General features: G+C 71.3%; 9 protein-coding genes and 1 pseudogene. 3 read left to right on the top strand and 7 right to left on the bottom strand.

Annotated elements, in window-relative coordinates; all coding sequences use genetic code 11:
* The first annotated feature begins 208 nt into the window (after positions 1 to 208).
* Positions 209 to 541: an ATP/GTP-binding protein gene (locus OG385_RS07495; protein WP_266853000.1), complete on the top strand. Its 333-nt coding sequence runs from the start codon at positions 209 to 211 to the stop codon at positions 539 to 541.
* Between the two features lie 27 nt (positions 542 to 568).
* Here OG385_RS07495 and OG385_RS07490 read toward each other — a convergent pair whose 3' ends face one another.
* The 7 genes from OG385_RS07490 to mce form a co-directional block, all read right to left on the bottom strand.
* Entirely contained in the window at positions 569 to 1,435 is an 867-nt protein-coding gene (locus OG385_RS07490) for an ABC transporter permease subunit (protein ID WP_266852998.1), read from the bottom strand.
* A complete protein-coding gene (locus OG385_RS07485) occupies positions 1,432 to 2,550 on the bottom strand; it encodes an ABC transporter ATP-binding protein (protein ID WP_266852996.1) in 1,119 nt (372 codons plus the stop codon). Before OG385_RS07485 ends, OG385_RS07490 begins: the two co-directional genes overlap by 4 nt.
* A 151-nt stretch (positions 2,551 to 2,701) precedes the next feature.
* A complete protein-coding gene (locus OG385_RS07480; RefSeq protein ID WP_266852994.1) occupies positions 2,702 to 3,469 on the bottom strand; it encodes an ABC transporter permease subunit in 768 nt (255 codons plus the stop codon).
* A gap of 2 nt (positions 3,470 to 3,471) precedes the next feature.
* A complete protein-coding gene (locus OG385_RS07475; RefSeq protein WP_266852992.1) occupies positions 3,472 to 4,497 on the bottom strand; it encodes an ABC transporter ATP-binding protein in 1,026 nt (341 codons plus the stop codon).
* Between the two features lie 240 nt (positions 4,498 to 4,737).
* Positions 4,738 to 5,676 carry a cellulose-binding protein gene (locus tag OG385_RS07470; RefSeq protein ID WP_266852990.1) on the bottom strand — a complete coding sequence of 313 codons (939 nt, stop codon included), beginning with the start codon at positions 5,674 to 5,676 and terminating at the stop codon, positions 4,738 to 4,740.
* Between the two features lie 114 nt (positions 5,677 to 5,790).
* A complete protein-coding gene (scy, locus tag OG385_RS07465; RefSeq protein WP_266852988.1) occupies positions 5,791 to 9,510 on the bottom strand; it encodes a polarized growth protein Scy in 3,720 nt (1,239 codons plus the stop codon).
* 177 nt (positions 9,511 to 9,687) lie between these two features.
* A complete protein-coding gene (mce, locus tag OG385_RS07460) occupies positions 9,688 to 10,176 on the bottom strand; it encodes a methylmalonyl-CoA epimerase (protein ID WP_266852986.1) in 489 nt (162 codons plus the stop codon).
* A 134-nt stretch (positions 10,177 to 10,310) separates the two neighbouring features.
* On the opposite strand from mce, the gene OG385_RS07455 reads away from it, so the two are divergent.
* Both OG385_RS07455 and meaB read left to right on the top strand, forming a co-directional pair.
* A complete protein-coding gene (locus OG385_RS07455) occupies positions 10,311 to 11,510 on the top strand; it encodes an acetyl-CoA C-acetyltransferase (protein WP_266852984.1) in 1,200 nt (399 codons plus the stop codon).
* A gap of 82 nt (positions 11,511 to 11,592) precedes the next feature.
* Positions 11,593 to 12,543: pseudogene (gene meaB, locus OG385_RS07450) on the top strand (methylmalonyl Co-A mutase-associated GTPase MeaB); the annotation flags it as partial.
* Positions 12,544 to 12,607 lie beyond the last annotated feature (64 nt).

Genomic DNA, 12,607 nt, shown 5'->3' with positions numbered 1-12,607 from the left:
CAAGGCGGAGGAGCAAGGCATGGCGACCGACGACAACGCCGCGAGCGTGCGTGCCGGACCCCGCGACGCCGCCCCCCACGCGCCGGTCGGGCCCAAGCAGGGCCCCGGGGCTTTCACGTTCTCACGGTGAGCGGTACGGATGTGGCGTTCCGCTGCCCGTAGGCTGGACTGAGCGAGAAACTGTCCGCTCTGCCCCGTGAGGTGTTACGTGTCCCCGCGCCGCAACCGCCCCCGTGGGGGCGAGAAGCCGAGCGAGTCCGTCGGCGGGGGTGGGGGGCCCGACCGCTTCGGTCTCCAGGCCACCGAGTCCTGGCAGGGCGAGGAGTGGTCGGTCCGCATGGTCAGCGGGGCGAGCGCGCAGGGCAAGCGCTACCGCTGCCCCGGCTGCGACCAGGAGATTCCCTCGGGGGTGCCGCATGTGGTGGCCTGGCCCGAGTACGGCGGGGTCGACGACCGCAGGCACTGGCACAAGGCCTGCTGGAACGCCAGGGACCGCCGCACCTCCAGGGTGCAGCGGTCCCGTAACGCGCCGAAGTACTGAGCAGCTCAGCAGGTCTGGCCGGCCGTCTCAGACGTCGCGGCTGCTGAGCGCGGCGACCGCGCCCCCGAACACCACCGCCGTCACCCCGAGCAGGATCCACAGCGGCTCCCAGCCGGACGGTCCTGTGCTGGAGACCGAGGTGCTGTAGAAGGCGCTGAGCTGGTTGGGGATCGAGTACTCGAAGAGCTTTTCGCGCAGGGTGGACAGCGACTGCGCGAACATGAACAGCGCCAGCACCAGCGGGAGCAGCACCACCCCGAGCATCACCGTGATCGCGCCGGCCGAGTGCCGGATCAGCGAGCCGACGGCCAGCGACAGCAGCCCCAGCAGAGCGACATAGAGGCTGACGCCCACCGTCGCCTGGATCCACTCCCGGCCGTCCGGCGTCCGGGCGCCCGTCCCCTTGAGCATCGCGTACTGGAACATCGCGACGAGCGCGGTCGTCACCAGCAGGATCACGAACGCCAGCAGGAAGAAGACGATCGCCTTCGCCGCGAGCACCCGCGCCCGGCTCGGGCAGGCGGTCAGGGTCGTACGGATCATGCCGGTTCCGTACTCGGACGCCACCGTCAGCACGCCGAGCGTGATGACGCACATGGAGCCGAGCAGCACGCCGAAGAACCCCATGCTCAGCACCGGGGTGCCGTTCATGGTGGAACCGGACGACCTGATGGCGACCGTCGACAGCAGACCGATGCCGAAGACGAGCACGATCAGGACGCCGAGCGTCCACATCGTGGAGCGGACCGACTTGATCTTCGTCCACTCCGAAGCGATGGCGTGCCCGAGGTGTGCGTCGGTCACCGGGATCGGCGACACGTAGGACGGAGTCCGGTGGGGCAGTGGCGGCTGCTGCTGCGGCGGCTGGAACGGCGCGGAAGCGGGGGTCGTCATCGGTGGTCCTTCGGGGCGGGAGCGGGCGCGGGGGCGGTCGCCTGCGGCGCTGCGGGGCCGGTGGCGGGCGGCGCGGGCGCGGCGGCCGGGGGAGCGGCGTACGGGTTCTGGCCGGGCGGCGGCGGGGCGTACCAGCCCTGCTGCGGCATCTCGGGCGGCACCGGCAGCGGGTGGCCGGGCTGCTCGAAGCCGGACAGCTGGTCCGCCGTGGAGCGGTAGTCGACCGCCCCCTGCGTCATCCGCATGTACGCCTCCTCCAGCGAGGCCTGGTGCGGCGAGAGCTCCCACAGCCGTACGTCGGCGTCGTGCGCGAGGTCGCTGATCCGCGCCAGCGGCAGCCCGGTCACCCGCAGCGCGAGGTCCTGCTCCGGCATGACCTGCCCGCCGGCCTCGGTGAGCGCGGCCGTCAGCTTCTCGCGCTGCGGCACGTCGGGGGTGCGGACCCGCGCGAAGTCGGCCGAGTTGTGCGAGATGAAGTCCTTGATGCTCATGTCCGAGAGCAGCTGGCCGCGGCCGATCACGATCAGATGGTCGGCGGTGAGGGCCATCTCGCTCATCAGGTGCGACGAGACGAAGACGGTACGGCCCTCCGCCGCAAGGGACTTCATCAGATTGCGGACCCAGAGGATGCCCTCCGGGTCGAGGCCGTTGACCGGCTCGTCGAAGAGCAGCACCTGCGGGTCGCCGAGCAGGGCCGCGGCGATGCCCAGGCGCTGTCCCATGCCGAGCGAGAAGCCCTTGGAGCGCTTGCGGGCCACCTCCTGGAGGCCGACGACGCCGAGCACCTCGTCGACCCGGGACGCCGGGATCCCGGAGAGCTGTGCCAGCGAGAGCAGATGGCTGCGCGCACTGCGGCCGCCGTGCACCGCCTTGGCGTCGAGCAGCGCGCCGACCTGCCGGGGCGCGTTCGGAAGCTTGCGGAAGGGGTGGCCGCCGATCGTGACATGGCCGGAGGTCGGCTGGTCGAGGCCGAGGATCATGCGCATGGTGGTCGACTTCCCGGAGCCGTTGGGCCCCAGGAAGCCGGTCACCGTGCCGGGCCGCACTTGGAAGGAAAGGTTGTACACGGCCGTCTTGGCGCCGTAGCGCTTCGTCAGGCCGACTGCCTCGATCATTCTCCAGCCCCATCGACGTTTTCGTGTCGTCGGGGCCTGGCCGCATTCGGCCGAACACCCCCGTATGAGTGAGGAGGATATCCAGGCCTTGACGGTTCCAGCCAAGTCGTGACCGTCGTCGCCTTCCGGCCACCGGGCCCGGGAGCGGCCGTCAGGCGTCGCGCTTCTTCAGCAGCACATAGCCGGCGAGCACCGCGGCCGCCACCCACAGGGCCATGATGCCCAGCCCCTCCCAGGGCCCGTACGGGGCGCTGTTACTGCCCGGCACCACCTGGGTGATCTTGCTCCCGGCCTGGTCGGGGAGGTACTGGCCGACCTTCTTGGTGGCGGAGACGCTCCCCAGGATGTTGGAGATCAGGAAGAAGAACGGCATCAGGATGCCCAGCGACAGCATGGGACTGCGCAACAGCGAGGCGATGCCCATCGAGAACATCGTGATCAGTGTCATGTACAGCGCGGCACCGAACACGGCCCGCAGCACACCGGGGTCCCCGATGTGGGAGCGGTGGACACCGAGCAGCGCCTGGCCGAGAAAGTACGTCAGGAAGCTCGTCACCACACTGATGACGAACGCCAGGACCGTGGCCACCACGATCTTGGCGGTGTAGAAGGTGCCACGCTGTGGGACCGCGGCCAGCGACATCCGGATCATTCCGGTGCTGTACTCGTTCGAGACCACGAGCACCCCGAAAACGATCAGCGCCAGCTGACCGAGCACGATCCCCGCGAAACTCACCGACGTCGGGTCGAAGGTGAGCTGGTCCGAGCGGTTCAACTTGCTGAACTGGTTGTTCGACAGCGCGCTGAACAGCGCCCCGAACGCCACCGTCACCACCAGCGCACTCGTTAGCGTCCAGACCGTGGACTGCACCGAGCGGATCTTGGTCCACTCCGACTTCATCACCTGGGCGGCCGCCATGGTCAGGCCCCCCTCTTCGGGTTCTGGCCCCACCTGGGCTGCTGTCCGGGCTGCGGCGGGTTCTGGCCCCAGCCGGGCTGCTGCCCAGGCTGCTGCGGTGCGCCCGGCGGCGGGCTGTCGGTGCTGCCGTGTGCGTGGTACTCCACCGACTCCGCGGTGAGCTGCATGAACGCCTCTTCGAGTGAAGCCTGCTGGGGACTGAGCTCATGCAGGACGAGCTGGTGCCGGGCGGCGAGTTCGCCGATGTCGGCCGCGGCGGTGCCGTCCACTTCGAGCGAGCCGTCGCCCGCCGGGACCGGCTTGTACCCGGCCTCGTGCAGTACGTCGAAGAGCTGCTCCCGCTGCGGGGAGCGCAGCCGTACGTACGACCGCGAGTTCTCCGCGATGAACTCCGACATGCTGGTGTCGGCCATCAGCCGCCCCTGGCCGATGACGACCAGGTGGTCGGCGGTGAGGGCCATCTCGCTCATCAGGTGCGAGGAGACGAAGATCGTGCGGCCCTGCCCGGCAAGGGCCTTCATGAGGTTGCGGATCCAGTGGATGCCCTCGGGATCCAGACCGTTCACCGGCTCGTCGAACATCAGGATCTCGGGGTCGCCGAGCAGCGCCCCGGCGATGCCGAGCCGCTGCCCCATGCCGAGGGAGAAGCCCTTGGCACGCTTCTTCGCCACCGCCGAGAGGCCGACGGTCTCCAGCACCTCGCCGACCCGGGACGCCGGAATGCCGTTGCTCTGCGCGAGACAGAGCAGATGGTTGTGGGCGGTGCGCCCACCGTGCATGGTCTTGGCGTCGAGCAGTGCGCCGATGTGCCGCAGCGGGTCCTTGAGGTCCCGGTAGTGCTTGCCGTCGATCCGGACGTCTCCGCCCGAGGGGTTGTCCAGGCCGAGGACCATCCGCATCGTGGTGGACTTCCCGGCGCCGTTGGGCCCCAGGAAGCCGGTGACGATGCCCGGCCGCACACTGAAGGTCAGCTGGTCGACCGCCGTCTTCTCGCCGTAGCGTTTGGTCAGCCCCGAGAGTTCGATCACTGCGTTCCGCCTCGTCGTTTCTGGTGGTTCGCCCGGCCTTCCCCCTGCCCCCGGCCGGGCCACGCGGATCCTGAGGGCAGCACGCAGCCACGTTAGGCGCACAACAAGCCCCCCGCCACCGGAATGACGGGGGGCTTGCTCGCGGTACGCGGGACCGCGGACGTACTGAGGATCAGCGAGACGCGACCCCGGGGGAGAGGCAGCGTATCTGCGGCTCAGCGGCTGAGCAGGTCGAGCGGCTCAGCGGGTCTGCTGCGCCGGGACTCCGTGGGAGGCCGACTCCTCGTCGGCCGGCGTACCGGCGGCGGCCACCGCGGCACCGGTCAGCGTGGCCAGCATCTCGCGGACGTTGGTCAGCTGCGCGTTGATCGAGTCGCGGCGGTTGGTGAGCGCCGCGAGCTCGCGCTCCGATTCGCTGCGGATCCGGTCGGCCTTGGCGTTCGCGTCGGCCACGATGTCCTCGGCCTGGCGCTGAGCCGTCTCCACCGTCTGACGGGCGCGGCGCTCGGCGTCCGTACGCAGCTTCTCCGCCTCCAGGCGGAGCTGCTCGGCACGGTGCTCGATCTCGGCCAGACGCTTCTCGGCCTTGGCCTGACGCGAAGCCAGGTCGCGCTCCGACTGCTCGCGGCGCTTGGCCAGGTTCGTCTCGAAGTCCGCGGCGGCCTGGGCGGCCTTGGCGCGGGTCTCCTCGAAGAGCGCGTCGGCCTCCTCGCGCTTGGACTGCGCGTCCTTCTGGGCCTCGGAACGCAGCGTGGACGCTTCGCCCTTGGCCTTCTCGACGATCCGGACGCCCTCGTCCTCGGCCTTCGCCTTGCGCTCGGCGGCGAACGACTCGGCGTCGTTGCGGACCTGCTGGGCGGCCGACTCGGCGAGCTCGCGGTGCTGCTCGGACGCGCGACGGGCCTCCTCACGGAGGTCCTTCGCCTCCTCCTCGGCGAGCCGGAGGATCTTCTCGACGCGCGCGCCGAGACCCGCGTACGACGGCTCCGCGTCGTTGACCTGGGCCTGCGCGTTCTGCGTCTCAAGGTGGAGTTCCTCGATGCGCTTTTCCAGAGAGGTGATCCGTGCCAGAGCGCTGTCACGGTCGGCGACGAGCTTGGTAATGCGGTCATCCACCTGACCGCGGTCGTAACCACGCCGCACGAGCTCGAAGCCGAATGGGGAGGAAGTGTCGCTCATGGGGTTCCTGTCGAATGAGACCGGTGAGGTGATAGGGGGAATCCTAGGGGCCGAAGCGGCGTGTCATCGAGCGGATGCCCGTTTGATCTGGAGAATGTCCAGCCTTTTGAGTGGCTAGCCATCAGAAGGCTTGCCACTCGGACGAGTTCCGCCCGCCGCCGCGCCCGCCTTGACGCCGTCTGCGGTCTTGCCGCTCCCGGTCGGCGCCTCGAAGGATTCCAACGCCTCCAGTACGTCCTGGACACGGGAGATTTCGGCCTGGATGTCCGCCCGACGGCGCATCAGCACATCGTGCTCGTGGGTGGCTTCCTCGATGAGATGGTCCGACTCGGCCGCGGCGTCCGCCTTGAGCTGCTGGGCCTCCTGTATCAGAACGGCCTTCTTCTGCTCGGCCTCCTTCAGGAGCGCCTCGGCCCGTTTGACGGCGGAGATCCGGACGCTGGCCGCCTCCGACTCGGCGTCGGACACCAGCTCCTTGGCCTTCTCCGCGGCCTCGGCCTGCTGGTCGGCGGCCGCCTTCAGCAGCTTGTCGACGCGTTCGCCCGCGGACTTGAGCTGCTCGGCGGTCTCGCGGCGGGCCCGCTCGTGCAGCTCCTCGATCTCGGCCGTCACCCGGTCCCGCAGCTCCTCGGACCGCTCCCTTATGGCGGTCGCGTCCCGGCGTGCGCCGACGAGCAGTTCGTCGGCGTCCGTACGGGACCGCTCCACCAGGCTGTTGCCCTCGACGGTCGCGTCGGCGGTGATCCGGTCGGCCTCCTGGCGGGCCGCCCCGACCATCGTGTCGGCCTGCGCCTCGGCCTCGGTGGCGGTGCGCAGCGCCTCTTCCTGGGCCTTGGACATCAGCTGGTCGGCCTGTTCCGCCGCGTCCGCGCGGCGCTTGGACGCGACCTCGCGGGACTCGTCCAGCATCCGGTCGGACTCCGACTGGGCCTCGGCGCGCAGCTGTTCGGCAGCGGCGGCGGCGTCGGTCCTGACCCGCTCGGCCTCCACCCGGATGCGCTCGGCGGCCTGCTGGGCGGAGCCGACGGTCTCGGCCGCCTCGGCCCGCATCCGCTCCGACTCGCCGGAAGCCTCCGCGATCAGGGCGTCCGCCTGGCCCGCCGCGTCCGAGCGGATGCGGTTGGCGTCCTCGCGTGCGTCGGCACGGGCGCGGGCCGCGTCCTGTTCGGCCGAGGCCACCGTGTCGGAGGCCTCGGTCCGCATCCGCTGGGCGTACTCGGCGGTGTCGGAGCGCAGCTTCTCCGACTCGGCGATCGCCTCCGAAACGGTGCGCTCGGCCAGCGACTTGGCGGCCTCGGCCTCCTCCTGGGCGACGCTGCGGATCCGGCTCGCGTCCTCGGACGCGCGCTCCCGTTCGGCGTGCGCGTCGGAGCGGACCCGGTCCGCCTCCTCCTGCGCCTCCGTCCTGGTCCGCTCGGCCGCGTGCTCCGCCGCCGAGCGCAGCCCGGCGATCTCCTGCTCGGCCTGGTCCTGGAGGCCCGCGACGGAGTCCCGTACCTGCTGGGCGGTCTGCTCGGCCGCCGACACCAGCTCGCCGGCCCTGCGGTCCGCCTCCTCGACCAGCCGCGCCGCCTCTGCCTGCGCCTCCTCGACCCGCTTGCGCGCGGAGGCCAGCAACTCCTCGCTCTGGGCGCGCGCCTGGCCCCGCTCCTGCTCGGCCTCCGCACGGGCCGACGACAGGGTCTCCTCGGCCTCCCGGCGGCGCCGGTTGGCCTCCTCCTGCGCGGCGGCCAGCGCCTCCTGCGCCTCCGTACCGACGCGTTCGGCCGCCGCTGCGGCCTCGGCGCGCATCCGGTCGGCGCTGTCCTGCGCCTCGGACTTGAGCCGCTCCGCCTCCGCGGTGGCCTCGCTGCGCAGCCGTACGGCGATGTTCTCGCCCTCGGCACGTGCCTGCGATGCGTCCGCCGCGGCCTCGTCGCGCAGCCGCTCGGCCTCCTGCTCGGCCTGCGTCTGGAGCGTGCGGACCCGCTCGGCCGCCTCGGTGCGCAGCCGCTCGGTCTCGTCCGCGGTCTCCTTGCGGAGCCGCTCGGCCTCGGCGCGGGCGTCGGCGAGCGCCGTCTCGGCGCCGCTCAGCCGCTCCTCGGCCTCGGTGTGCAGCCGGGCCAGCTCGTCGGCTGCTTCGGCCCTGCGGGCCTCTATGCCGCGTTCGTTCTCCTCGCGCAGCACACCGGCGGCCTCCTCGGCCTGGGTGCGGGTCTCCTCGGCGTGCTCCTCCGCCTCCGTGGCCAGCCGCCCGGCCTCGGTGCGGGTGCGCTCCAGCGTCTCCTCGGCCTGGGTGCGCAGCGTCGTGGCGCGCTCGACGGCCTCGGCGCGTACCCGCTCGGACTCGGCGGTGGCTCCCGAGCGCACCTCGTCCGCGTCGGCCTTCGCCTTGGCCAGCAGCTCCTCGGCGGTCCGCGCCGCCTCCTCGATCTGCTGCACGGCCTCCCGGCGGGCCTCGCCGCGGATGCGCTCGCCCTCGGCGACCGCGTCGGCCCGCAGCTGCTCGGCCTCGCCGCGGAGCCTGCGTGCCTCGTCCTGGAGCTCGACCGTCTTGGCCCGGTACTCCTTGGTGTCGTCCTTGGCCGCGCCCTTGAGCTGCTCGGCGGACTCGGCGGCCTCGTCGCTGAGCCGCGCGGCCTCCGCCTCCGCCTCGTGGCGGATCCGCTCGGCCTCGTCGGCCGCGGCTCTGGTGGTCGACCTGGCGTCATCGGAGGCCTTCGTCAGGACCTCCTCGGCGGTCCTGGCGGCCTTGGCCAGCTGTGCGGCCGTGTCCTCCGCCGCTGCCGTCCTGGCCTTGTCGCTCGCCTCCGTGACCATCCGCTCCGCGGTGCCGCGGGCGTCCTCAAGTGCCTGCTGGGCCTCCGCCTTGAGGGCCTCCGCGTCCTTGGTCGCCTCGCCGACGAGCCGGGCGATCTCGGCCTTCGCGGTGCGGGTGCGCTGCTCGTTGACCGAATCGGCCGTGGTGAGCTGCTTGGCCGCAGCCTCCTTCGCCTCGGTGACGACCTTCTCGGCCTCCGCCCGTGCCTCGCGCAGCGCGCGCTCGGCCTCCTGGGCCCGCTGCTCGGCGGTGCGGCTGAGCTCCGCGGCCTGCTGGCGGGCCTGGTCGGACTCGGCGGTCGTGGATGTACGCAGCTGCTCGGCGTGGGTGGTGGCCTCCTGCGCCTGGGTGGAGGCGGCGGTGAGCAGCCGCTCCGCCTCGGCGCGGGCCCTGCGCAGGATGGTGTCGGCCTCGCTGCGGACCGACTCGGTCTCGGAGCCGAGGCGCTGGCGGGCCTCGGTGACCAGCCGCTCGGCCTCGGCGCGGGCCGCGGCCAGGGACTGCTCGGCCTCGGTGCGCGACTCGTCCATGAGCCTGCGCGCCTGGGACTCGGTCCGGGCGCGCAGCTGTTCGGCCCAGGCCACGTTCTCGTTGACGTGAGACTCGACTGTCTGCCGGCGCTCGGAGAGCTCCTGGTCCAGGCGCTGGCGCCGGGTGACCGCCTCGCTGTGCAGCTCGGCCTGGAGCCTGGCCTGGTGCTCGGCGTGCTCCTGGAGGATGCGCTGCGTCTGGGCGCGTGCTTCGCGCAGTTCGCGCTCGGCGTCGGTGCGCAACTGGTCGGCCTGCACCTGCGCGTTCCGCAGCAACTGCTCGGCCTGGTAACCGATGTCCGCCTGGTCGTAGGCAGGACGGGACGCCAGACTGCGGCGCGCCTCGTGGAGCTTGGCACGCAAGACCTCGACCTGGTAACCGAGGTCCTCGGCGTGCTGGACGGCCTTCTCCCGCTCGGTCTTCAGCCGGTCCATCTCGGCCTCGAACCGCGAAAGATGGTCGTCTTCAGCCCGGTGGCTCTCCTGGCGTTCGTAGCCCCGCACTGCGCGGTCCCATCCGTCCCCTGGTCGCAACACACTCTTCCCGTACGAGCGCCGCCGTCTCAGCGACGACGGGCCCCCGGGGGGAATGGTGTCAGATCAACGACGAGGCATGGGTCACAGGCCCCGATCCGGCCCCGGACCGGAGCCGCCCACTCTACCGGCCCGGGTATCCGGAGGTCAGTGCTCCTTACGAGCCAGTGACTCCCCTTCTCCGGGTTCTGCCGCTTCTCCGGCAGTTCCGTGCGGTGCGGCCGCCGTGACCAGCTCCGTCAGTACCCCGTGGCAGTCCTTGGGGTGCAGGAACGTGATGCGGGAACCCATGGACCCGATGCGCGGCTCGTCGTACAGCACACGGACGCCCTTGTCCCGAATATCCTGGGAGTCGCCGTCCACGTCCGCGGTACCGAAGGCGATGTGGTGCACGCCCTCACCGTTCTTGGCCAGCCACTTGCCCACCGCGGAGTCCTCACGGACGGACTCCAGCAGCTGGAGATAGGAGGCACCGCCGTCGGACGTCTCATTGATCTTGAGCATGGCCTCCCGGACGCCCTGCTCCTCGTTGACCTCGGTGTGGAACACCTCGAAGCCGTATGTCGCCCGGTAGAACTCGACAGTCTTGTCGAGGTCGAAGCAGGCGATCCCGATGTGGTCGATTCGCGTCAGCATTCCCCCAGTGCAGCGCGCCGACACATGGTTACGCAACGTGCGCGCGATCACATGGGCGGGGCGATGACGAGCGGAGGACCGCTCAGTACATTCATGTAAACCCTCGTTCACTCTCTTCCAAGGGGCCGCGCCTCATGTCTGGAACGAACAGCAGTACCTCCGTGATCGTCGCCGGAGCCAGGACCCCGATGGGCAGGCTCCTCGGCTCGCTCAAGTCCTTCTCCGGTGCCGACCTCGGCGCCTTCGCGATCAAGGCCGCGATGGAGCGGGCCGGTATCGGCGGAGACCAGGTGGAGTACGTGATCATGGGGCAGGTGCTCCAGGCCGGGGCAGGGCAGATCCCGGCACGCCAGGCCGCCGTCAAGGCGGGCATCCCCATGAACGTCCCCGCGCTGACCATCAACAAGGTCTGCCTCTCCGGGCTCGACGCCATCGCCCTCGCCGACCAGCTGATCCGCGCCGGTGAGTTCGACGTGGTGGTGGCCGGCGGTCAGGAGTCCATGACCAACGCACCGCATCTGCTGCCGAAGTCCCGTGAGGGCTACAAGTACGGCGCGGTCGAGATGCTCGACTCGATGGCGTACGACGGTCTCACCGACTCCTTCGAATCCATCCCGATGGGTGAGTCCACCGAGAAGCACAACACCCGCCTCGGCATCGACCGCGCCCCGCAGGACGCCTTCGCCGCCGGCTCCCACCAGCGGGCCGCCGCCGCACAGAAGAACGGCCTGTTCGAGGCCGAGATCACGCCGGTCGAGATTCCGCAGCGCAAGGGCGACCCGGTGCTCTTCTCGCAGGACGAGGGCATCAGGGCCGAGACCACGGCGGAGTCGCTCGGCAAGCTGCGCCCCGCCTTCGCCAAGGACGGCACGATCACCGCCGGCACCTCGTCGCAGATCTCCGACGGTGCGGCGGCGGTCGTGGTGATGAGCAAGGCCAAGGCGGAGGAGCTCGGGCTCGACTGGATCGCCGAGATCGGTGCGCACGGCAATGTGGCGGGCCCCGACAACTCCCTCCAGTCCCAGCCGTCGAACGCCATCCAGCACGCGCTGGGCAAGGAGGGCATCGGCGTCGACGACCTCGATCTCATCGAGATCAACGAGGCGTTCGCGGCCGTCGCCGTCCAGTCAATGAAGGACCTCGGGGTATCGCCGGAAAAGGTGAACGTGAACGGCGGCGCCATCGCCCTCGGCCACCCCATCGGGATGTCCGGCGCCCGGGTGGTCCTGCACCTCGCGCTGGAGCTGAAGCGGCGCGGCGGCGGGGTCGGCGCGGCAGCCCTGTGCGGCGGCGGTGGTCAGGGCGACGCCCTGATCGTGCGCGTACCCAAGTAGGAGCGGTCCGGGCGGCGACGGGCACCCGGATACGGAACCGGCCGGATACGGCATCGGACTGAGCGGAGCTGTGAACGTGGACATGGACGTCCCCACCCTGGTCGAACAGGCCCGTGAGGGCAGGCCGAGGGCCGTCGCCCGGCTGATCTCCCTGGTGGAGGGGGCGTCCCCGCAACTGCGCGAGGTGATGGCGCGGCTGGCCCCGCTGACCGGCGGCGCGTACGTCGTCGGGCTGACGGGTTCGCCGGGTGTCGGCAAGTCGACCTCCACCTCGGCGCTGGTCTCCGCGTACCGGCGGGCCGGCAAGCGGGTCGGTGTGCTCGCCGTCGATCCCTCGTCGCCCTTCTCCGGGGGCGCGCTGCTCGGCGACCGGGTACGGATGTCCGAGCACGCGTCCGACCCGGGCGTCTACATCCGCTCCATGGCCACCCGGGGCCATCTGGGCGGCCTCGCCTGGGCCGCCCCGCAGGCGATCCGGGTGCTGGACGCCGCCGGGTGCGACGTGGTCCTGGTGGAGACGGTCGGCGTCGGCCAGTCCGAGGTGGAGATCGCCTCGCAGGCCGACACATCGGTGGTGCTGCTCGCGCCCGGAATGGGTGACGGGATCCAGGCCGCCAAGGCCGGAATCCTGGAGATCGGCGATGTGTACGTCGTCAACAAGGCCGACCGGGACGGCGCCGACGCGACCGCGCGCGAGCTCAACCACATGCTGGGCCTGGGCGAGGCGCGCGGCCCCGGCGACTGGCGCCCGCCGATCGTGAAGACCGTGGCGGCGCGCGGCGAGGGTGTCGACGAGGTGGTCGAGGCGCTGGAGAAGCACCGGGCCTGGATGGAGGAGCACGGCGTCCTGGGCGAGCGCCGCAGAGCACGCGCGGCCCACGAGGTCGAGACGATCGCGGTCACGGCCCTGCGCGAACGCATCGGCGACCTGCGCGGCGACCACCGCCTCGACGCCCTGGCCGACCGCATCGTCACAGGCAGCCTGGACCCGTACGCGGCGGCGGACGCACTGGTGGACGCCGTGACGGAGGGGGCGTCCGGGGCGGCTGGTGCGGAGGGGGCGTCCGGGGCGGCCGGCAGGCAGGGCTCGTCGGGCT

The sequence above is a fragment of the Streptomyces sp. NBC_01306 genome (assembly GCF_026340465.1).
Taxonomy (GTDB): domain Bacteria; phylum Actinomycetota; class Actinomycetes; order Streptomycetales; family Streptomycetaceae; genus Streptomyces.
This window is presented reverse-complemented; position numbering and strand designations above follow the sequence as displayed.

Coding starts and splice junctions, on each gene's coding strand:
- OG385_RS07490 (WP_266852998.1), bottom strand. CDS start 1,435: ATGACGACCCCCGCTTCCGCGCCGTTCCAGCCGCCGCAGCAGCAGCCG.
- OG385_RS07485 (WP_266852996.1), bottom strand. CDS start 2,550: ATGATCGAGGCAGTCGGCCTGACGAAGCGCTACGGCGCCAAGACGGCC.
- OG385_RS07480 (WP_266852994.1), bottom strand. CDS start 3,469: ATGGCGGCCGCCCAGGTGATGAAGTCGGAGTGGACCAAGATCCGCTCG.
- OG385_RS07470 (WP_266852990.1), bottom strand. CDS start 5,676: ATGAGCGACACTTCCTCCCCATTCGGCTTCGAGCTCGTGCGGCGTGGT.
- mce (WP_266852986.1), bottom strand. CDS start 10,176: ATGCTGACGCGAATCGACCACATCGGGATCGCCTGCTTCGACCTCGAC.
- OG385_RS07455 (WP_266852984.1), top strand. CDS start 10,311: ATGTCTGGAACGAACAGCAGTACCTCCGTGATCGTCGCCGGAGCCAGG.